Source organism: Sphingomonas molluscorum (genome assembly GCF_039522995.1).
GTDB lineage: Bacteria > Pseudomonadota > Alphaproteobacteria > Sphingomonadales > Sphingomonadaceae > Sphingomonas > Sphingomonas molluscorum.
The window spans coordinates 110692-129910 of record NZ_BAAAEL010000002.1 but is presented as its reverse complement, the minus strand read 5'-3'; the positions used below and the strand labels follow the sequence as shown (position 1 = coordinate 129910).

Sequence of the window (19219 nt, the reverse complement as noted above, 5' to 3'; positions counted from 1 at the left end):
CTCAGCCCTCCTTGTTCATGCGCGCCTTGAGTGCGGCGAGCTCGGCGTCGATCTTTTCGGCCGACTGGAGCTCGGCGATCTCTTCCTCCAGCGTCTTCACCTGGCCCATGCCCAGCGCGTCGGCGCGACCCTCGGCCAGATCGGCGCGGCGTTCCAGCACCTCGAAGCGGCTGAACGCCTCGTTGGTCTTGGAGCCGGCATACATCTCGCGCAGGCGGCTGCGGTTGTTGGCGCTTTCGAGCCGGGTCATGATCGCGTTCTGGCGGGTACGCGCCTCGCGCAGCTTGTTCTGCAGCTTGGCGATGTCTTCTTCCGAGCCGCGCAGCGAGTCGTCGAGCACGCGGATCTCGCCGGAAAGCTGCTCGACCATGTCGGCGGCCTTCTTGCGCTCGATCAGCGCGGCCTTGGCCAGATCCTCGCGGTTCTTCGACAGGGCGAGCTCGGCCTTCTCGGTCCAGCTCTCCTGCAGACCCTGCAGCTTGGCGATGTGGCGACGCATCTCCTTCTGATCGGCGATGGTGCGCGCGGCGGATGCCCGAACCTCGACCAGCGTCTCCTCCATCTCAAGGATGATCATGCGGATCATCTTGGAGGGATCTTCCGCCTTGTCGAGCAGATCGGTGACGTTGGCGGCGATGATGTCTCGGGTGCGGGAAAAGATACCCATCGATTCAAACTCCTGTGTGTGTTCCGGTTGGGCCAGGGCGAGGGGGCAACATCCCGCCCCGGCCCGCCGTCGGTCACGCGATCGCGTGGCCGGCGGATGCTGCGAAAGCCGGGGCCGGGCCGGTGCTGGTCGTTGCCGCCAGCGTCACCGTGCTGAGGACCAAAGCGCCGATCAGGCTGGCGAGGGTCCGGCTGAGGCTCGTAGCGTTGTAGGTCGTCATCATAGTGCTCCCTGAACCTGTTGTGCTGCCCGATTGCTGGGCTTGTCCATTGCATTGCAGGAGCCGTGCCAGTTTTCAGAAACCGCAGAAATTCGCCGTTCTCGGGAGTGTCGTCGTCGTCCCGCAACAAAGCCGTTGCTAACAGTTGGGAAACTGCGCCAAGCTTCCGGCATGGAGCGCACGACCCAAGTCATCGGCCAGTCGACGGCCTTCCTCGACACGTTGGAACGGGCCAGCCGCGCGGCGGCGCTGGATCGACCGGTATTGGTGATCGGCGAGCGCGGGACCGGCAAGGAGCTGGTGGCCGAGCGCCTGCACCGCCTGTCGCCCCGCTGGGACCAGCCGCTGGTGGTGATGAACTGCGCGGCGCTGCCGGAGACGCTGATCGAGGCCGAGCTGTTCGGGCACGAGGCGGGCGCCTTCACCGGCGCCACCAAGGCGCGGGCGGGTCGGTTCGAGGAGGCGGACCGCGGTACCTTGTTCCTGGACGAACTGGGGACGCTGTCGATGGCGGCGCAGGACCGGCTGCTGCGCGCCGTGGAATATGGCGAGGTGACGCGGATCGGCTCCTCCCGGCCGATTCATGTCGACGTCCGCATCGTAGCGGCGACCAACGAGCATCTGCCCGATCGGGTGGCGGCGGGAACCTTCCGTGCCGACCTGCTCGACCGGCTGTCGTTCGAAGTGGTGACGCTGCCGCCGCTGCGCGCGCGCGCCGGCGACATCCCGGTGCTCGCCGAGTTCTTCGGGCGCCGCATGGCGGCGGAGATCGGGCGCGAGGTGTGGCCGGGTTTCGGCCCCGCCGCGCTCGACGCGCTCACCAGCCATCCCTGGCCCGGGAACGTGCGCGAGCTGCGCAACGTGGTGGAGCGCGCCGTCTATCGCTGGGAGCGGCCCGGACCGATCGACGGCATCGAGATCGATCCCTTCGCATCGCCTTATCGTCCGCGTGGCCAGGCACCCGCATCGGTCGCGCCCGCCCTGTCCGAGCCGGGACCTCCATCGACGGCGGACGTGCCGGCGGAGCAGGACTTCGAGCCCGCCGATTTCAAGACGCGGGTCAACCGCTTCGAACGCGAGCTGCTGTCGCGCGCGCTTGCCGAGAACCGCTTCAACCAGCGCACCACGGCCGAGGCGCTGGGGCTGAGCTACGACCAGTTGCGCCACGCGCTGCGGCGGCACAATCTGCTGGGGCAGGGCGGCGGATGAGCTGCGGATGCACCGATCGGAGGTTGCGCACGGCGTGCCGCAGCTTACCTAGAACGCGACCGTAACGACCGGAGCCATCCGGTCGCGCCCGCGTTCGACACCACAAAATCCATCAAGGAGGAACCGTCATGGCTTTCGAACTTCCCCCGCTGCCCTACGCCTATGACGCGCTGGAGCCGACCATCGACAAGGAAACGATGACGCTCCACCACGACAAGCATCACAAGGCCTATACGGACAAGCTGAACGAGGCGATCGGCGAGGACCCGAGCCTCGAGGGCAAGACGATCGAGCAGATCCTGGCCAACATGTCGGGCGCGCCGGCCAAGCTGCGCAACAACGGCGGCGGCTATTGGAACCACGACTTCTTCTGGAAGACGATGAAGGGCGGCGGCTCGCAGCCGACCGGCGCACTCAAGGACGCGATCGACGCCAAGTTCGGCTCGGTCGACGCGTTCAAGGAGCAGTTCAACACCGCTGGTGCGAACCAGTTCGGTTCCGGCTGGGCCTGGCTGATCGTGGGCGAGGACGGCGAGCTCGCCATCACCTCGACCCCGAACCAGGACAATCCGCTGATGGACGTGGCGCCGGTGAGGGGCACGCCGATCCTGGGCAACGACGTGTGGGAACACGCCTATTACATCACCTATCGCAACGCCCGGCCCGGATATCTGAAGGCCTGGTGGAATGTCGTCGACTGGGACGTGGCAAACCAGCGCTACGAAGCGGCCAAGGCATGAACCATAGGGCGGGAAGGAAACTTCCCGCCCTATGTTTTTGCGACGCGGGGAAATCCCGACCGCTTCAGGAAATATCTGGGGGGCCATCCTTGTTAATTTTGCCCGGCTCTGCCATATAGGTGCAGCTACAGTCGCATATTGACGGTTTTCGGTGCTTTGCGGCTCGTTTTTCCTTCTTTCCCTGTGTTTGAGCGCAAGCGCTCCCGACACGCGGGCGCGCCGATAAGAAGGAATACCCCATGAGCATTCTCGGCACCGTCAAGTTCTTCAATGCCGACAAGGGCTATGGCTTCATCGCGCCGGATACGGGCGGCGACGACGCTTTCGTCCACATCACGGCGGTCGAGCGGGCCGGCATGATCACCCTCAACCAGAACCAGCGCGTTTCGTACGAGCTGGAGCAGGATCGCCGCGGCAAGATGGCAGCGGTGAACCTTCAGCCGGCCGACTAAGTCGGACGGCGACCCGGCGGCGCCATCCGGCGCCGCCGAGCTCTTTACGGGAGACCCGTCCATGGCACAGCTAAGCTATCGTGAGCACGCCGCACAGGCCCATGCCGATGCAGAGGCGGCGACGCTGGACATGGTGCGCGACCGTTGTCTCCGGGCCGAAGCGGCCTGGGTGGCGATGGCGGAGCGCCAGGAGCGCGTCGACAAGCTTCGCGCCGAACGCGAAGGTGCCGGGCCGGTCCCCGTCCTTTAGGATACCGAGTGAAGTTTTTTACCACGCAGAACACCTCCAGTTTCCCCATTCCCGAAGCCGCCGTCCCAACGGCCCGCCGACAGTCGGCCGCGGATCGCCAGATGCAGGCGATCGCCCGTGCTGCGGTTCGCGAAGTGCTCGGATGAACCAAAAAGGCGCGCCATTGCTGGCGCGCCTTTTGTGTTTCGGGAGGAAGGGGGCAGCGCCGCGCCTCAACCCTCCGGCGGAACCGGCGCTTCCTTTTCTGTCGTCAGGCCATGGCGCAGCAACATCGGCACGTTGGCGATCGCGAACAGCAGCGTCAGCGGCACCGCACCCCAGAGCTTGAATCCGACCCAGAAGTCCCAGCTGGTGTTGCGCCAGACCAGTTCGTTGAGCACCGCCATGGCGGCGAAGAAGCCGGTCCAGTTGATCGTCAGCTTGCGCCAGCCCTCGGCCGAGAGGCCCGGATAGGCGCCCTCCAGCAGCGACTGGAGCAGCGGCCGGCCGGTGGCGAGACCGAAGCCCAGGATGGCCGAGAACATCGCGTAGACGATCGTCGGCTTTACCTTGATGAAGGTGTCGTCGCGGAAATAGAGGGTGAGGCCGCCGAACACGAGGACCAGCGCGCCCGAGATCCACAGCATCGGCGAGATGCGACCGGTCTGGATGTGCGAGACCAGGATCGCGACGAAGGTTGCGACCATGAAGGCGGCGGTCGCAATCAGCACGCGCGCCAGGCTGTCGACCATGTCCGGCAGATGCAGGTGGCCGGCAAGCAGGTTGGCGGCGAAGAACACGGCCAGCGGCCCGTAGTCGAGGGCCATGCGCAGCCCGGGGCTCGCCTCCTTTGCGGGAGCTGTCGTGCTCATCGCAGGTTCCTCCCCTGGTCGACGCCGGCGATGATGCGGGCCACTTCATTGGCGTCAAAACCACGCAGGTCGTCGGCAGTCTCCCCGACGCCGATCGCGTGGATCGGAAGGCCATAGCGCTCGGCCGCCGCGACCAGCACGCCGCCCCGCGCCGTGCCGTCGAGCTTCGTCATGACAAGGCCGGTGACGCCAGCGGTCTCCTTGAACACCTCGATCTGGTTGAGCGCGTTCTGGCCGGTGGTGGCGTCGAGGACGAGCACCACATCGTGCGGCGCCTCCGGATTGAGGCGGCCGAGCACGCGGCGGATCTTGGCGAGCTCGTCCATCAGCTCGCGCTTGTTCTGGAGGCGCCCGGCGGTGTCGACAATCAGCACGTCGATGCCGGTGGCGGTCGCCTGCTTCACCGCCTCATAGACGATGCCCGCGGCGTCGCCGCCCTCGGCACCCGAGACGATCGGCACGCCGATCCGCTCGGCCCAGGTGCGCAGCTGGCCGATCGCGGCGGCGCGGAAGGTGTCGCCGGCGGCGAGCATCACGCCGTAATCCTGGTCGACCAGAGTCTTGGCGAGCTTGGCGATGGTCGTGGTCTTGCCCGATCCGTTGACGCCGATCACCAGGATGACTTGCGGGCGCGGAAACGCCTCGATCTCCAGGGGCTTCGCGACCTTGGCGAGCGAGCGCTCGACCTCCTCGGCCACCACCAGGCGGATGCCGAGCTCCTCCATGTTGCGCTCATACTGGCCCTCGGCAAGCCGGGCGCGGACGCGCGCGGCGGTCTCCGGCCCCAGGTCGGAGGCGATCAGCGCCTCCTCGATCTCGTCGAGCGTCTCTTCGTCCAGTCGCGCGGCCGAGAGGCCGGCGAGATTGCCCATCAGCCGGTCGGAGGTCTTGCGAAAGCCCCCGAGCAGCCGTTCGTGCCACGATGCGCTCATGCCGCCACTCCCACCAGCCGGTCCTGCTCGACGGCTGTGATTGCCACGTCGGCGATGGTGCCTGCCTGCATTGTTCGATCCAATCCTACTTCCGCAAAGGCTTCCGCATGTCCGCGGTCGCCGGGTCGTTCCACCAGAACTCGTTGCCGCGTGCCGACGTGCCGGCGCAGCCATTCCGTACGGCGCTCGGCCGCACGCGCGCGCAGCGTGGCCGCACGCGCGCGCAGCGTGGCCGCGCGCTCCCGCGCTACGGCCGGGTTCACCTGCGGCATGCGCGCAGCCGGCGTCCCTGCACGCGGCGAGAACGGAAAAATATGCGCATGGACGATGTCGCAATCGTCGAGCAGCGCCAGCGTATCCGCGAACATCGCCGCATCCTCCGTCGGGAAGCCGGCGATCAGATCCGCCCCGATCGCGATCTCCGGCCGCCTAGCCTTCAGCCGCGCGACCATTGCGACGGCATCGGCGCGCAGATGGCGGCGCTTCATCCGCTTGAGGATCAGGTCGCTGCCCGCCTGGAGCGAGAGATGGACGTGCGGCAGCACGCGGGGTTCCCCCGTCAGCAGCGCCATCAGCCGGTCGTCGATCTCGATCGAGTCGAGCGACGACAGGCGGAGCCGCTCCAGCGCCGGCACATGGGTCAGGATGCGCTCGACCAGATGGCCGAGGCTCGGCTGGCCGGGCAGGTCGTGGCCGTAGCTGGTGAGATCCACGCCGGTCAGCACGACTTCGCGATGGCCGGCGGCGACGACCTCGGCGACTCGCGCCACCACCGCACCGGCCGGCGCAGAGCGGGCAGGGCCCCGGCCGAAGGGGATGGCGCAGAAGGTGCAGCGATGGTCGCAGCCGTTCTGCACCTCCACGAACGCCCGGACGTGGGCGGCAAAGGCGGGGGCGAGGTGCGGCGTGTCCCGCCGGACGGCGTCCCAGTCCGACACGCGGACCGGCTCGCTGCCTGTCCATGCCTCGGGCAGCAGCTTGTCCGCGTTGCCGACCACGCGATCGACCTCCGGCATGGCGGCGAACCCCTGCGGATCGATCTGCGCGGCGCAACCGGTGACGATCAGTTCCGCGTCCGGCCGATCGCGGCGTGCGCGGCGGATCGCGCGCCGGGTGCCGGCGACGGCCTCGTTGGTCACGGCGCAGCTGTTGACAACCACCGCATCCCGGCACCCTAGCAGCGTGCGGATCGTTTCGCTTTCGGCGATGTTGAGCCGGCAGCCGAGGGAAATCACCTCGGGCAACACGGAAGAAGGGGGCGGCATGGCGGCTGATCTAGGGGCGGACCCAAGCGAAGTCCAACGCGCGGCGGATGCCGTGCTGCACTTCTGGTTCGACGAGCTCTCGCCGGAGCAGCATTTCGCCAAGGATGAGGCGCTGGATGCGGCCATCCGCGAGCGGTTCGGCGCCTTGCGGTATGCGGCGGTCGCGACGGACGCCGAAGGATGGCGCGACACGCCCGAGCGGTTGCTGGCGGCAATCCTGCTGGTCGACCAATTCTCGCGCAATCTCTACCGCGGCTCGGCAGCGGCGTTCGCGGCCGACCCGCTCGGGCTGGAACTGGCGCTGTCGGGCATCGCAGCGGGCTATGCGCCGACGTTCGAGCCGCCGCGCCGGGCCTTTCTCTACATGCCGCTGATGCATTCGGAGGATCGCGGCGTGCAGCGCTTCGCCCTGCGCTGCTTTTCCGAGGCGGGGCTTGAGACGAACCTGGCGTTTGCGCAGGCCCATGCGGAGGTGATCGAGCGCTTCGGTCGCTTTCCCTCGCGCAATGCCGCGCTCGGCCGCGACTCGACCCCGGAGGAGCTGGCCTATCTCAGCCAACCAGGCGCTGGTTGGTGACGTCGAGCGGGAGTTGAACAGGCGCGTCCGGGGCAGGGCGTGCGACGAGCTGGCGACGCTCGGCGAGCATCCGGCGTACGCCCGCGGTGGAAAGCGGCGGCCCGTAGCGCAGCCCCTGTGCCTTGGCGCAGCCGATCCCGCGCAGGCGCGTCTCGACGGCATCGTTCGGCACGCCCTGCGCAGTCACGGGCAGGTTCAGGCTCTCGCCCAGCCGCGCGATCGCGTTGACGATGGCGGTGGCGTCCGCACTGTCGGCCATGGACTGGACGAGGCTGGCGTCGATCTTGATCCGGTCGAGCGGCAGCGCGCGCAAATGGGCCAGGCTCGAATAGCCGGTGCCGAAATCGTCCAACGCGACCCGCACGCCCTGGTTCTTCAGGCTGCCGATGATCGATTGCGCCAGCGGCAGGTTGTCGAACAGCGCGCTCTCGGTGATTTCCACCTGGAGACGGTGGGCCGGGAAGCCGGTTTCGGTCAGGAGCTTCAGGATCTTCTGCGCGAGCCAGGCGTCCCGCAGCTGGCAGCGCGAGAGATTGACCGTGAGGCAGAGCGACGGGTCCCAATCGCGGGCGGCGTCGAACGCCTGGCGCATCAGCGACAAGGACAGGTCGGCGACGAGGCCGGTATCCTCCGCGAGCGGCAGGAACGACTCACCTTCCAGCAAACCACGCGCCGGGTGCTGCCAGCGGGGCAATACCTCGAACCCGTCGAGGTCGCCGGTCACGAGGTCCATCTGCTGTTCGAAGAAGGGGAGGATCTGACCCTGGGGGATGGCGATCCGCAGCGCCTCTTCCAGGTCGTTCCGGCTGTGCAGCTCGCGCTCCATCGAGCGATCGAACCAGGCGAAGCGATCGCGGCCGTTCCGCTTGGCGGTATAGAGCGCGATGTCGGCCGCGCGCATCAGCGCCTTGATCGAAGGGCAGTCGGCGCCCGAGCAGGCGACCCCGACAGAGGCGGTGACCTGGCAGCGCACGCCCCCCACGTCGACCGGCTGCGAGAGCCGGGCCAGCAGGCGTTCGGCAAGCCGCTGGACCTGCGCCGGCTGGGCAGGGGCGATCGACAGCGCGCAGGCAAAGGAGTCGCCCCCCATGCGCGCGATGCGGCTGCCGGGCGGCATCGTCTCGATCAGCGCGGTCGCCGCGTGCCGAAGCACGACGTCACCCGCCGGCTGGCCGTGCATGTCGTTGATCGCCTTGAAATGATCGAGGTCGACCAGCAGCAGCGCAACCGCGCCGCGCGCCCGGCCGGCGCGCTCGATCATCGCGGCACCTTCGGAGGCGAAGTCCTTGCGATTGAGCAGGATCGCCAGCGGGTCGGGGGCTGCCAGCGCGCGGGCGTGTTCTTCGGCGGCCTCCTGCGCCTGTGCGGCGGCGCGCTGCGCCTGATGGCGATTCCAGCCGAGCAGCATCAGCGCGAGGTTGAGCAGCAGCGCCACGACGAGCAGCCGCTGCGGCGGCGGTCCGCCCCCCAGCCAGACCCCGAGCGTGCTGGCGAGAAGGGTGCTGCCGATCCCGACCAGGAGCAGCAGCGAGGCGATGCCGATCCCCAGCAGCAGCGCGTCCGAGGAAGGACGCAACCTGCCTGAACGATCGGTGCCGAAGATCGTGCCGAGAGGAAGCCGCGAGCGCATGACTCCTTGTCCGCCACAGGTATGTAGATCGGGTTAAATCCTGCCGGCTCCGCGCACGACTTGCCCAGTTCGGCGCAATCCGCTATCGGGCCACCGTCGTTCCTCAATGGGACGGCATCCATGCGAACGCCCACGGGCGACGCCGGCCGACGAGGTTTCGTCCGCCGGCGTGTTTTGCTTGGGCGCCGGACGGAGGACATGGAAGTGGAGCAGGTACGTGTTCGATAGCTTGAGCGACCGGCTGGGAGGCGTCTTCGATCGCCTGCGGGGCCGTGGTGCGCTGACCGAAGCCGACGTGCGTACCGCCATGCGCGAAGTGCGCGTGGCGCTGCTGGAGGCCGACGTCGCGCTTCCGGTCGCGCGCTCCTTCGTCGACAAGGCGACCGAGGCTGCGATCGGCCAGGACGTGCTGCGCTCGGTCACGCCGGGGCAGCAGGTCGTCAAGATCGTCCATGACACGCTGGTCGACATGCTGGGGCCGGACACGGCTGAGCTGGACATCGCGGTCACGCCGCCGGCGGTGGTGATGCTGGTGGGTCTCCAGGGCTCGGGCAAGACCACCACGACGGCCAAGCTCGCAAAGCTTCTGTCGGGCCGCGAGCGCAAGAAGGTCCTGATGGCGTCGCTCGACGTCAACCGTCCGGCCGCGCAGGAGCAGCTGGCGGTGCTGGGCCAGCAGGTCGAGGTGGCGACGCTGCCGATCGTCGCGGGCCAGCAGCCGGTCGACATTGCACGGCGTGCGCTGCAGGCGGCGAAGCTCCAGGGCTTCGACGTGCTGATGCTCGACACTGCGGGCCGCCTGCACGTCGACCAGGCGCTGATGGACGAGATGAAGGCGGTGTCCGACATCGCCTGTCCGAACGAGACGCTGCTGGTGGTCGACTCGCTGACCGGCCAGGACGCGGTTAACGTCGCGACCAGCTTCTCCGAACAGGTGCCGCTGACGGGCGTCGTGCTGACCCGCATGGACGGCGATGCGCGCGGTGGTGCGGCGCTGTCGATGCGCGCGGTCACCGGCAAGCCGATCAAGTTTGCGGGCGTCGGCGAAAAGCTCGACGCGATCGAGCCGTTCCACCCGAAGCGCGTCGCCGGCCGCATTCTTGGCATGGGCGACGTGGTGTCGCTGGTCGAACGTGCGGCCGAGAGCATCCAGGCGGAGGATGCCGAGCGCATCGCCAACCGGATGGCCAAGGGCCAGTTCGACATGAACGACCTGCGTGCGCAGCTCCAGCAGATGCGTCGCATGGGCGGGCTGGGTGCGTTGGCCGGCATGATCCCGGGCATGAAGAAGGCGCAGGCGGCAATGGCCTCCGGTGCGGTCGACGAGAAGATCCTGCTGCGCATGGACGCGATGATCACGTCGATGACGCCCAAGGAACGCGCCAAGCCCGAACTGCTCAACGCCAAGCGCAAGATCCGCGTCGCCAAGGGTTCCGGCACCACGGTGCAGGACGTCAACAAGCTCCTGAAGATGCATCAGGAAATGTCGACGGCCATGAAGAAGCTCAAGAAGATGGGCGGTCTGAAGGGCATGATGGCGATGCTGGGCAAGGGCGGTCCGGGCGGCGGCATGGCCGGCCTGGGCAATGCGCTCGGCGGCGCTGAGCTGGGCGACATGATGAGCAAGGCCGGCGGTAGCGGCGGCCTGCCCGGGCTTCCCGGGGGCGGCAAGGGCGGCATGCAGCTGCCCCCCGGCTTCGAGAATCTGATCAAGAAGAAGTGAGCGCTCCGAAAGGAGCAATCAGCAACCAACGGTCCGGCGATTGCCGCGGCCACGAGTAGAAAGAAGAAGGAAATCTCATGGCAATCAGCATGCGTCTGTCGCGCGGCGGCTCCAAGAAGCGCCCCTACTACCGGATCGTGGTTGCCGACGCGCGCAGCCCGCGCGACGGCAAGTTCATCGAGAAGGTCGGCACCTACAACCCGCTGCTCGCCAAGGACGACGAGAAGCGCGTCGTGCTCGACACCGAGCGTGCGAAGCACTGGCTGAGCGTTGGTGCGCAGCCGACCGACCGCGTCCTCCGCTTCCTCGACGCAGCCGGCGTCAAGGAGCGCACCGCGCGCAACAACCCGAACAAGGGCAAGCCGGGCGAAAAGGCCACCGAGCGCGCTGAAGAGCGTGCGGCCAAGGCGGCCGAGGCGGCTGCCGCTGCCGAGGCTCCGGCCGAGACCGCCGAGGCCTGAGCCCAAACGGACATTCGTGCGTTTCTTCTGCCGAACCCGCCTGCAAGGGGCGGGCCGGCAGAAGGAGCGGCACGATGACCATCGACCCCGAACAGCACGGCGCCAACGACCATGACGACTCGTCGTCCCCGGACACCGGTGCGAACACCGGCGTCTCGACGCCCGATCCCGCGGAGGGTGCCGACGACGCCCCCGGCGGCGGCGACGGATCTCCCGACGCCTGAGGCGGAGCCGGACGCAGACGGCGAGCGCCGGGTGGTGCTCGCCGTCGCGATCGGCGCGCACGGCGTCGCAGGCGAGGTGCGGCTCAAGGTCTTCGCCGAAGACCTGGGCGCGCACACCGTGCTGAACGGCGGGGCCCTGACGCTCCGGTCACTTCGGCCGGGCAACAATGGCGCCATCGCCCGCTTTGCCGAGGTCTCCTCGCGCGACGCGGCCGAAGCGTTGCGCGGTACCCAGCTGTGGGTGCCGCGCGACAGCCTGCCTCCGCTGGAGGAAGGCGAATATTATCACGCGGACCTGATCGGGCTGGCTGCGGTCTCCGATACGGACGAACCGCTCGGCACCGTGGTCGCTGTCGAGAATTTCGGCGCGGGCGACGTGCTGGAGATCGAGCGTCCGACGGGCAAGCGCTTCATGGTTCCGATGCGGGCCGACGCGGTTCCGGAATGGAATGGCGAGCGACTGGTGGTCACGACGGCCTTCATCGAGGTCTGAGACACGCGCGACGACCGGGCAAGCTGTTGCAAGATTGTCATAATTCGTCGCTTGCCGCCCCTGCGGCCGCTGGCTAGGCCGCCCGCGATGTTTCGCAAGCCTGCTCCGTTGCTGCTCCTCGCAGCCCTGACGCTGTTCGTGCTCGCTGCACTGGTGCTGCCGCTGAACCGCGACGAGAGCCAATATGTCGCTGCCGTGGAGCTGATGCGGTACGGGCTGCCGTTCCGCGATTTCATGTACCTGCAGACGCCGCTGCAGCCCTTTCTTCTCGCGCCGTTCGCCTTTGTCGAGGAAGGCTGGCTGTTTCTTGCGCTGCGGCTCGCCAATGCGGCCGCCGCCGCCGGGGCGATCGTGTTCGTCTACCTGGCGGCAAAGGCGGCGGGGGGAACGCCGCGGCGCGCATTCGCCGCCGCGGTCATGCTGGCATTGTGCGACGCGATGATCTTTGCCGGCGGCGTCGCACGCAACGACGCGCTGCCGGTGTTCTTCGAGGCGCTGGGCATCTGGCTGCTGGTCGACACGCACCTGCGGATCCGCCCGAACCGGCGCGTCTTCCTGGCGGGGCTCGCCTTCGGCGCGGCCGTGTCGGTCAAGATCAGCTACATCGTGCCGGCGGGCGTGCTGTTCGCGGTGATGCTGTACGAGGGGCGCCGCGACCGCTTCCGCAGCGCCACGGCCTATGCGCTGGGCGGTGCGGTCGGCGTGGTGCCGACGCTGGCACTGCTGGCGATCGCGCCGGAGAGCTTCCTGTTCGGCGTCTTCGAATATTCGCTGATCGCACCCCAGCAATGGCGGATGCTCAACGAGCAGGCGCACATGCTGGAGTTCCCGACGACGCTCGGCCGGCTCGCCTGGTTCCTGGTCCAGGGGCCGGCGCTGGTGGTGCTCGCGCTGGTGCTCTGGCGGCGGTTCCGCCACGGCGGGGATCGCCATGGCGTGGCACTCGACTGGCTGATCATCGCCGGCTGCATCGCCGCAATGCTGCCGCAGCCGAGCTTCCGCCAATACGTCATTCCGATCCTGCCGCCGCTGTTCGTGCGTTTTGGCGCGATCCATGGGCCGATCGCTCCGCGCAGGAGCCTGCGGCTGGTGCTGGCTGCAACCCTGGTTCTGGGGCTTTGGCGGACGACCAGCGAGTCGATCGCGGCGCTGCGGGGCGGCTCGCCGATCCTGTTCGCGGTGGCGGACGGCGACTGGCTGGGCGAGCATCTGGACGACAGCGGTATGCCGGGCAAGGCGGTCAGCCTGTCGCCGGAGCGGTTTGCGGGCGGCAAGCTCGACATCGACCCCCGCTTCGCCATGGGGCCGTTCCTGTTCCGCATGCGCGGGCTGGCGACGCCGGCCGAGGAGCAGCGGATGCACATGGTCACGCGCGAGAGCCTGGACCGGGTGCTGAGCAGCGCGCCGCCACCGGCGATCGTGACCGGCGGCGAGGTGCGCTCGACCCCCGCGGCGCCCGGCGGGCTGGACGCCCCGCTTCGTGGCTGGGCCGAGCGGAACGCCTATCGCCGGATGCAGTCGCCCTCCGGCCTCCTGTCGCTCTACCTGCGGACCCAGCACGCGCAACGCCGCGGATAGCGCGGGCTACCCTTGGGCGGCAAAGCCCGTCAGAGTGGCGTGTGGCACTAGTGGCTCGCTGGCGGGTTGTTCCTGCTCGCCAACGAGGGCCCTCGACCTTGGCTGCCGGAGATCTCTCGCTTGGAACTCGTCGCCCCTGCCGCGCAGCACCGCCGGAACGCCCGCGTGAGCGAGCTGCTGGAAAAGGCATGGAGCCGAGGCTGGCTTTCGCGACCCGTTCTGGAGCCGGATCATCTGATCGCCGCCGCGCGCGCGCGAACCGGCCTCCAGGAGTTGGGAAGCGGCAGCGGTTGGGAGGAGCGGCTGGAGCGACTCACCCAGGCGCTGCGGGAAGAGGCGGCCCTGTCGCCGCTCGGGACTGTGATCGCCTATGGCCAGCTGGTCGCAGCCCTTGCCGATCGGGCGCGCGTCCATGCGCTCTGGCGGCGGCATCCGGAGATCCTCGAACAACCTATTCTCCGGCCGATCATCGTGCTGGGGCAGATGCGCTCGGGGAGCACGCGGATGCAGCGGCTGCTCGCCTGCGATCCCCGGTTGGCGCACACCCGCTTCTTCGAAAGCTGGAACCCGGTGCCGATCGCGCGGCGCCGCTGGCTCGACGACCGGCGGGTGCGGGCATGGATCGGCCTGCGCTGTGCGGAATGGCTGAACCCCGAGTTCCGCATCATCCATCCGACCGCCCTGGAGGCGGCTGACGAGGAGATCGGGCTGCACAACGTGTCGATCTTCGGCGCGGCGTTCGAGGCGCAGTGGCGCATCCCGAGCTTCGCGGCCGCTAGCGAGGCGATGGACACCCGACCTGTCTATGCCGAGTTCAAGCGACTGTTGCAGACGGTGGCCTGGCTCGGGAAGGGGCGAGAGGACCGGGAGCACCGACCGTGGGTGCTCAAGCTCCCCCAGTTCGCGCAGGATCTGGACTCGCTGCTGGAGGCCTTCCCGGACGCGCGGCTCGTCTGCCTCGACCGACCGGCATCGGCCGTGGTCGCGTCCTCGGCATCGCTGGTACACAGCCAGATGCGCGTGCAATCCGACCATGTCGACCGCCACTGGATCGGGGCGGAGTGGGTGCGCAAGGTGGCGTTGCGGGAGCGGCGGATGCGGGCCGCGCGCGCGGCGGCGGACGTGCCGCAAGTGGACGTCGGCTTCGATGGGATCGGCGAGGATTGGGAGCGGGAGATGCAGCGGGTCTATCGCATGCTCGACCTGCCGCTGACGGAAGAAGTGCGGAGCCGGATGCAACGCTACCTGGACCAGCGGCGGCACCGCCGGCTGGCGGGCCACCGCTATGCGCTCGGCGACTTCGGCCTGAGCGAGGCCGAAGTCGAGCGGGCGGTGCGCGGTGCCCACAGCCCTGTGTCGGAGAAGCTGGAAGTCCTGGGTTAGCGCCAAAGCGGCGACTGCTCGCTCAGCGTGTTGCGGATCGTGGTGGCCGCGACGCCGGCTTCGCCCATGGCGTGGCTGATCTGGTCCAGGCCTTTCACCACGTCCCCCGCGGCGAACAGGCCGGGAATGGAAGTGCGCTGGTGGTCATCTACCTCCAGGCAGCCGTCCTCGCTTGCCCGCGCGCCTGCCTCCACCGCCAGGTGCGAGCGGATGCGGGAGCCGAGCGCCGGATAGACGCTGTCGAACGCCATCCGCCCGCCGGCGGTGTCGAGCGCCAGCTGGTCGCCCTCGATCGCGAAGCCGCCGCAGGGCCCATCCACACGCTGGATGCCGGCGGCGTCGAGCTTCGCCGCGCAGGCGTCGTCCAGTCCATGCTCGGCTTCCGGCGCGATCAGCGTCACGTCCCGGGTATAGCCGCGCAGGAACAGCGCCTCGCGCATGCCGTGATCGCCGGTACCGATCACGCCCACGCGCTTGTCGGTCACCTCATAGCCGTCGCAGATCGGGCAGTAGCGCAGCAGTCCGCGGGCGAGCGCGGCGTCGTGGACGTCATTCGGCAGGCTCTTGGGCCGGTGGTTCACCACGCCGGTCGCCAGCAGCACGGTGCGGGCGCGCGCGATCCGATCGCCGACCCGGACGGCGAACCCGTCCTCCTCGCGGGAGAGGCCGGTGACCTCCGCAAGCTCCCGGTGGGCACCGTAGCGCTTGGCCTGTGCGTACATCAGCCGGAGCAGATCGGTGCCCTTGATCCCCTCGGGATAGCCGGCGTGATTGCGCGTGCAGGGGATCATCGCCGCGCGGCTGGAGCCGCAGTCGAAAAGCCGGATCGAAAGGTGGAAGCGTGCCAGATAGATGGCGGCGGTGAGGCCGGCGGGGCCGGCGCCGATGATGATGCAGTCGTCGGGCCGCGTCTCGGAACTTGTCATCCTGTCTCCATCGGTCAATGGGGCGGGCATGTCTTTCACCGCTACCGTCCTAACGCTTTACCCGGAAATGTTTCCCGGCCCGCTCGGCACTTCGCTTGCCGGCCGGGCGCTGCGCGAGGGCCGCTGGTCGCTGGAGACGGTGCAGATCCGCGACTTCGCCGCCGACAAGCACCGCTCGGTCGACGACACGCCGGCAGGCGGAGGGGCGGGGATGGTGATGCGTGCCGACGTGCTCGCCGCCGCCCTCGACAGCGTCGCCGACGATCGCCCCGTAATCGCGATGAGCCCGCGCGGACGCCCGCTCGACCAGCAGCGGGTGCGGGAACTGGCGCAGGGGCCGGGCGTCACCGTGCTGTGCGGCCGCTTCGAAGGCTATGACGAGCGCCTGTTCGAGGCGCGCGACATCGAGCTGGTGTCGATCGGCGACTATGTGCTGTCGGGCGGCGAGATGGGCGCGCTGGTCCTGCTCGATGCTTGCATTCGGCTGCTTCCAGGAGTAATGGGCGCCGCTTCAAGCGGGGATGACGAGAGCTTCGAAACGGGGCTGCTCGAATACCCGCAATATACCCGACCAGTGACATGGGAAGGGCGCACGATCCCCGAAGTGCTGCGATCGGGGGATCATGCGAAGATCGCGGCCTGGCGAAAGCACAGGGCCGAGGTCGATACACGGCTACGGAGGCCGGATCTGTGGGAGCGCCATGAGGGCGCTCGGGTCCGACCTCCCTCTGGCGCGCGGCGACATGACGAGGAAGACTGACATGAACCTCATCCAGACGCTCGAAGCCGAGCAGATCGCCAAGTTCAACGAGGCGAAGAAGATTCCGGAATTCCGCGCGGGCGACACGCTGCGCGTCGGCGTGAAGGTCGTCGAAGGCGAGCGCACCCGCGTCCAGAACTACGAGGGCGTGTGCATCGCGCGCTCGAACAAGGGCATGGGCTCGTCGTTCACGGTCCGCAAGATCAGCTTTGGTGAGGGCGTCGAGCGCGTCTTCCCGCTGTATTCGCCGAACATCGACTCGGTCGAAGTGGTTCGCCGCGGCGTGGTGCGTCGTGCGAAGCTCTATTACCTGCGTGGCCGCACCGGCAAGTCGGCGCGTATCGCCGAGCGTCGCGACCCGCGCCCGACGGCTGCTGCCGCCGAGTAACGGCCGGCACCCATCGGGTCCGCTTTGGGGGCGTGGAGGGCGACAGCCTTCCGCGCCCCTTTTGCGTGCGCGGCGGTTCGGGGTGGCGAACCAGTGCTTTACCCGCGGCGTCCGCCCCGCGATAACGCGGCCGGCGCCTGCGTCCGCAGGCGTGTTCCACGGAGACGCGACGGGATGTTGAGATGGGTGTTGGGCGTTGCCATGATGACGAGCGGAACCGCTGCCATGGCTGCTGATCTGGCCCGATCGCCACAGCCGGCGGCGGCGACGCAGGCAGCGCAGGACGCGCAGCAGACGCTGACGCTCGCGCGTGTGTTCGGCAGCCCCGACCTCAACGGCACCGCGCCGCGCAACCTGCAGATCTCGCCCGACGGCCGCTATGTGACGGTGCTGCGCAACCGTGCGGACGAAAAGGAGCGCTTCGACCTGTGGGCGATGGATGCGACCACCGGCGAATGGCGGATGCTGGTCGATTCCAAAAAGGTGGGATCGGGCGCCGAACTGTCCGAGGCCGAGAAGATGCAGCGCGAGCGTGCGCGCATTGCGGGCTCGCGCGGTATCGTGGCCTATGACTTCGCGCCTGACGGGCAGTCGATCCTGGTGCCGCTGGACGGGGACCTGTTCCTGGCAACCCTTGACGGCCAGGTCCGCCGCCTGACCGAGACCCAGGCGGGCGAGCTCAACCCGCTGGTTAGCCCCAAGGGCCGCTTTGTCAGCTTCGTGCGCGACCAGAATCTGTTCGTGCAGCCGCTCGCCGGCGGTGCGGCGCAGGCGGTGACGACCGAAGGCGCGGGCACCGTCCACTTCGGCGAGGCCGAGTTCGTGGCGCAGGAGGAAATGCACCGCAACACCGGCTATTGGTGGTCGCCCGACGAACGCTACATCGCGGTCGAGCGCTTCGACGAGGCGCCGGTGAAGGTGTTCAGCCGCGCCGCGATCGGCGCCACCGGCACCAGTGTCTATGACCAGCGCTACCCCGCAGCAGGCACGCCCAACGCGTTGGTCGACCTCTATGTCATGAAGCCAGACGGCTCAGGCAAGGTGAAGGTCGACCTGGGCAGCGATCCCGACATCTATCTCGCGCGCGTCGACTGGCTTCCGGACGGCTCGGCGATGCTGGTCCAGCGCCAGACCCGCGACCAGAAGCGGCTCGACATGCTGCGGGTCGACCCCGCCACCGGCAAGTCGACCGTGCTGTTCACCGAGACGGCCGGCGAGCGCAGCTGGATCAACCTGTCCGACGCCTATCGCGTGATGAAAGACGGCAGCCTCATCTGGCGTTCCGAGCGCGACGGTTTCGGCCATCTCTACCGCTGGAAGGCGGGCAAGTGGACGCAACTGACCAAGGGGCCTTGGGTCGTCCAGTCGCTGGTCGGCTTCGATGAGGCGAAGGGCCGGCTGTTCTTCACCGGCAACAAGGACGACGTGCTCGAGCAGCATCTGTATGCGCTCGATCTCAAGCGGCCGGGCAACGTCACCCGGCTCACTGAAAAGGGCTGGTGGAACGGCGCCACCATGGACGGGGCGGCGAGCCGCTTCCTGATCACGCGCTCCAGCCCGAGCCAGCCGGCGCAGGTTTATCTGGCGGACGTCACGGGCAAGCGAATCGCGTGGATCAACGAGAACGCGATTGGGCCGGACCACCCCTATTATCCGTTCGCCGCCAGCCATCGCCAGACGCAGTTCGGCACCATCAAGGCGGCCGACGGCTCGACGCTGCATTGGGAGATGATCACCCCGCCGCTGGAGCCCGGCAAGAAATACCCCGTGTTCTTCCAGCACTATGGCGGCCCCGGCACCGGTCAACAGGTGACGCGTGGCTGGCAGGGCGCGTTGCCGCAGTATCTGGTCGACCAGGGGTGGATCTTCTTCCAGATCGACAATCGCGGCTCGTACAACCGGGGCACGGCGTTCGAGAACCAGCTGTATCACGCGATGGGCACCGTCGAGGTCGAGGACCAGCTGGCTGGCGCCAATTACCTCAAGACGCTGCCGTTCGTGGATCCTGCCAAGATCGCCACCTATGGCTGGTCCTATGGCGGCTATCTGTCGCTGAAGATGCTGGAGAAGACGCCGGGGGTCTATGCCGCGGCCGTCGCGGGCGCGCCGGTCACCGACTGGGCGCTTTACGACACGCACTACACGGAGCGGTACCTGGGCGATCCGCGCACCGATCCGCAGAGCTATGCCTCCTCGGGTGTGGTGACGGAGGCGTCGAAGATTCGTGATCCGCTGCTGCTGATCCACGGCATGGCGGACGACAACGTGTTCCTGGACAACTCGACGCTGTTCGCAGCCGAGATGCAGCGGACGGCGACGCCGTTCGAGATGATGTTCTATCCCGGCAACACCCATCGGGTCGGCGGGCCGGGGGTCAGCGAGCACCTGTGGAAGACAATCCTTTCGTTCCTGGACCGCAATGTTGTTGCGCCAAAGCCGCAGAACGCGGCAGCAAAGTAACGCTTGGTTGCCGCGGCGCTGGAGAAGGTC

22 protein-coding genes are annotated in these 19219 nt (G+C 68.2%); 15 read left to right on the top strand and 7 right to left on the bottom strand.

Annotation, left to right across the window (positions count from 1 at the left end):
* Position 1 precedes the first annotated feature (1 nt).
* Together pspA and ABDZ92_RS05045 are read right to left on the bottom strand one after the other, a co-directional pair.
* Positions 2-667: a phage shock protein PspA gene (gene pspA, locus ABDZ92_RS05050; protein WP_125959773.1), complete on the bottom strand. Its 666-nt coding sequence runs from the start codon at positions 665-667 to the stop codon at positions 2-4.
* Positions 668-740: 73 nt separating this feature from the next.
* Entirely contained in the window at positions 741-887 is a 147-nt protein-coding gene (locus ABDZ92_RS05045; protein ID WP_164521198.1) for a hypothetical protein, read from the bottom strand.
* A gap of 171 nt (positions 888-1058) precedes the next feature.
* Between ABDZ92_RS05045 and pspF the strand changes: the two genes are divergently transcribed.
* The 5 genes from pspF (at position 1059) to ABDZ92_RS05020 (ending at position 3684) form a co-directional block, all read left to right on the top strand.
* Positions 1059-2096, top strand: a complete 1038-nt coding sequence (gene pspF, locus ABDZ92_RS05040; protein WP_125959772.1) for a phage shock protein operon transcriptional activator — start codon at positions 1059-1061, stop codon at positions 2094-2096.
* Between the two features lie 128 nt (positions 2097-2224).
* Positions 2225-2836 (top strand): superoxide dismutase, encoded by a 612-nt coding sequence (locus ABDZ92_RS05035; RefSeq protein ID WP_343761910.1) that lies wholly within the window; start codon positions 2225-2227, stop codon positions 2834-2836.
* Between the two features lie 239 nt (positions 2837-3075).
* On the top strand, positions 3076-3288 hold the full coding sequence (locus tag ABDZ92_RS05030; protein WP_125959770.1) for a cold-shock protein: 213 nt from the start codon (positions 3076-3078) through the stop codon (positions 3286-3288).
* A gap of 61 nt (positions 3289-3349) precedes the next feature.
* Positions 3350-3538, top strand: coding sequence for a hypothetical protein (locus tag ABDZ92_RS05025; RefSeq protein ID WP_125959769.1), 189 nt, complete (start codon positions 3350-3352; stop codon positions 3536-3538).
* A gap of 8 nt (positions 3539-3546) precedes the next feature.
* Positions 3547-3684, top strand: coding sequence for a hypothetical protein (locus ABDZ92_RS05020; protein ID WP_164521197.1), 138 nt, complete (start codon positions 3547-3549; stop codon positions 3682-3684).
* A 66-nt stretch (positions 3685-3750) separates the two neighbouring features.
* Here the strand turns inward: ABDZ92_RS05020 and ABDZ92_RS05015 are convergent, their stop codons facing one another.
* Genes ABDZ92_RS05015 through mtaB form a run of 3 tightly spaced genes read right to left on the bottom strand, consistent with a single transcriptional unit; the run spans position 3751 to position 6586 of the window.
* Positions 3751-4389: a septation protein A gene (locus ABDZ92_RS05015; protein ID WP_125959768.1), complete on the bottom strand. Its 639-nt coding sequence runs from the start codon at positions 4387-4389 to the stop codon at positions 3751-3753.
* A complete protein-coding gene (ftsY, locus tag ABDZ92_RS05010) occupies positions 4386-5321 on the bottom strand; it encodes a signal recognition particle-docking protein FtsY (RefSeq protein ID WP_125959767.1) in 936 nt (311 codons plus the stop codon). The genes ABDZ92_RS05015 and ftsY overlap by 4 nt, the downstream gene beginning before the upstream one ends.
* On the bottom strand, positions 5318-6586 hold the full coding sequence (mtaB, locus tag ABDZ92_RS05005; protein ID WP_125959766.1) for a tRNA (N(6)-L-threonylcarbamoyladenosine(37)-C(2))-methylthiotransferase MtaB: 1269 nt from the start codon (positions 6584-6586) through the stop codon (positions 5318-5320). Before mtaB ends, ftsY begins: the two co-directional genes overlap by 4 nt.
* On the opposite strand from mtaB, the gene ABDZ92_RS05000 reads away from it, so the two are divergent.
* A complete protein-coding gene (locus tag ABDZ92_RS05000) occupies positions 6585-7163 on the top strand; it encodes a DUF924 family protein (RefSeq protein WP_125959765.1) in 579 nt (192 codons plus the stop codon). The two genes, mtaB and ABDZ92_RS05000, sit on opposite strands and share 2 nt — an antisense overlap.
* On the opposite strand, the gene ABDZ92_RS04995 is transcribed toward ABDZ92_RS05000, so the two are convergent.
* On the bottom strand, positions 7138-8793 hold the full coding sequence (locus ABDZ92_RS04995) for a putative bifunctional diguanylate cyclase/phosphodiesterase (protein WP_125959764.1): 1656 nt from the start codon (positions 8791-8793) through the stop codon (positions 7138-7140). The genes ABDZ92_RS05000 and ABDZ92_RS04995 overlap by 26 nt on opposite strands.
* Positions 8794-9010: 217 nt before the next feature.
* On the opposite strand from ABDZ92_RS04995, the gene ffh reads away from it, so the two are divergent.
* From ffh to ABDZ92_RS04965, 6 genes are all read left to right on the top strand, one after another.
* The gene (ffh, locus tag ABDZ92_RS04990; RefSeq protein ID WP_125959763.1) at positions 9011-10516 is read left to right on the top strand and encodes a signal recognition particle protein; all 1506 of its coding nucleotides are present in this window, start codon (positions 9011-9013) and stop codon (positions 10514-10516) included.
* A 77-nt stretch (positions 10517-10593) separates the two neighbouring features.
* Complete coding sequence (rpsP, locus tag ABDZ92_RS04985; protein WP_206432149.1) at positions 10594-10977, top strand: 30S ribosomal protein S16; 384 nt, start codon at positions 10594-10596, stop codon at positions 10975-10977.
* Between the two features lie 74 nt (positions 10978-11051).
* Positions 11052-11201 carry a hypothetical protein gene (locus ABDZ92_RS04980; RefSeq protein ID WP_165889952.1) on the top strand — a complete coding sequence of 50 codons (150 nt, stop codon included), beginning with the start codon at positions 11052-11054 and terminating at the stop codon, positions 11199-11201.
* A gap of 31 nt (positions 11202-11232) precedes the next feature.
* A complete protein-coding gene (gene rimM, locus ABDZ92_RS04975) occupies positions 11233-11694 on the top strand; it encodes a ribosome maturation factor RimM (RefSeq protein ID WP_241211776.1) in 462 nt (153 codons plus the stop codon).
* Positions 11695-11781: 87 nt separating this feature from the next.
* Entirely contained in the window at positions 11782-13272 is a 1491-nt protein-coding gene (locus ABDZ92_RS04970; protein WP_125959761.1) for a phospholipid carrier-dependent glycosyltransferase, read from the top strand.
* Between the two features lie 165 nt (positions 13273-13437).
* On the top strand, positions 13438-14655 hold the full coding sequence (locus tag ABDZ92_RS04965; RefSeq protein ID WP_125959760.1) for a sulfotransferase: 1218 nt from the start codon (positions 13438-13440) through the stop codon (positions 14653-14655).
* Here ABDZ92_RS04965 and ABDZ92_RS04960 read toward each other — a convergent pair.
* Positions 14652-15581 (bottom strand): NAD(P)/FAD-dependent oxidoreductase, encoded by a 930-nt coding sequence (locus ABDZ92_RS04960; RefSeq protein ID WP_125959759.1) that lies wholly within the window; start codon positions 15579-15581, stop codon positions 14652-14654. The two genes, ABDZ92_RS04965 and ABDZ92_RS04960, sit on opposite strands and share 4 nt — an antisense overlap.
* A gap of 28 nt (positions 15582-15609) precedes the next feature.
* Between ABDZ92_RS04960 and trmD the strand changes: the two genes are divergently transcribed.
* The 3 genes from trmD (at position 15610) to ABDZ92_RS04945 (ending at position 19189) form a co-directional block, all read left to right on the top strand.
* Positions 15610-16341, top strand: a complete 732-nt coding sequence (trmD, locus tag ABDZ92_RS04955; protein ID WP_125959758.1) for a tRNA (guanosine(37)-N1)-methyltransferase TrmD — start codon at positions 15610-15612, stop codon at positions 16339-16341.
* Position 16342: 1 nt separating this feature from the next.
* Complete coding sequence (gene rplS / locus ABDZ92_RS04950) at positions 16343-16729, top strand: 50S ribosomal protein L19 (protein WP_125959757.1); 387 nt, start codon at positions 16343-16345, stop codon at positions 16727-16729.
* A gap of 225 nt (positions 16730-16954) precedes the next feature.
* Positions 16955-19189, top strand: a complete 2235-nt coding sequence (locus tag ABDZ92_RS04945; RefSeq protein ID WP_241211763.1) for a S9 family peptidase — start codon at positions 16955-16957, stop codon at positions 19187-19189.
* The last annotated feature ends 30 nt before the right edge of the window (positions 19190-19219 follow it).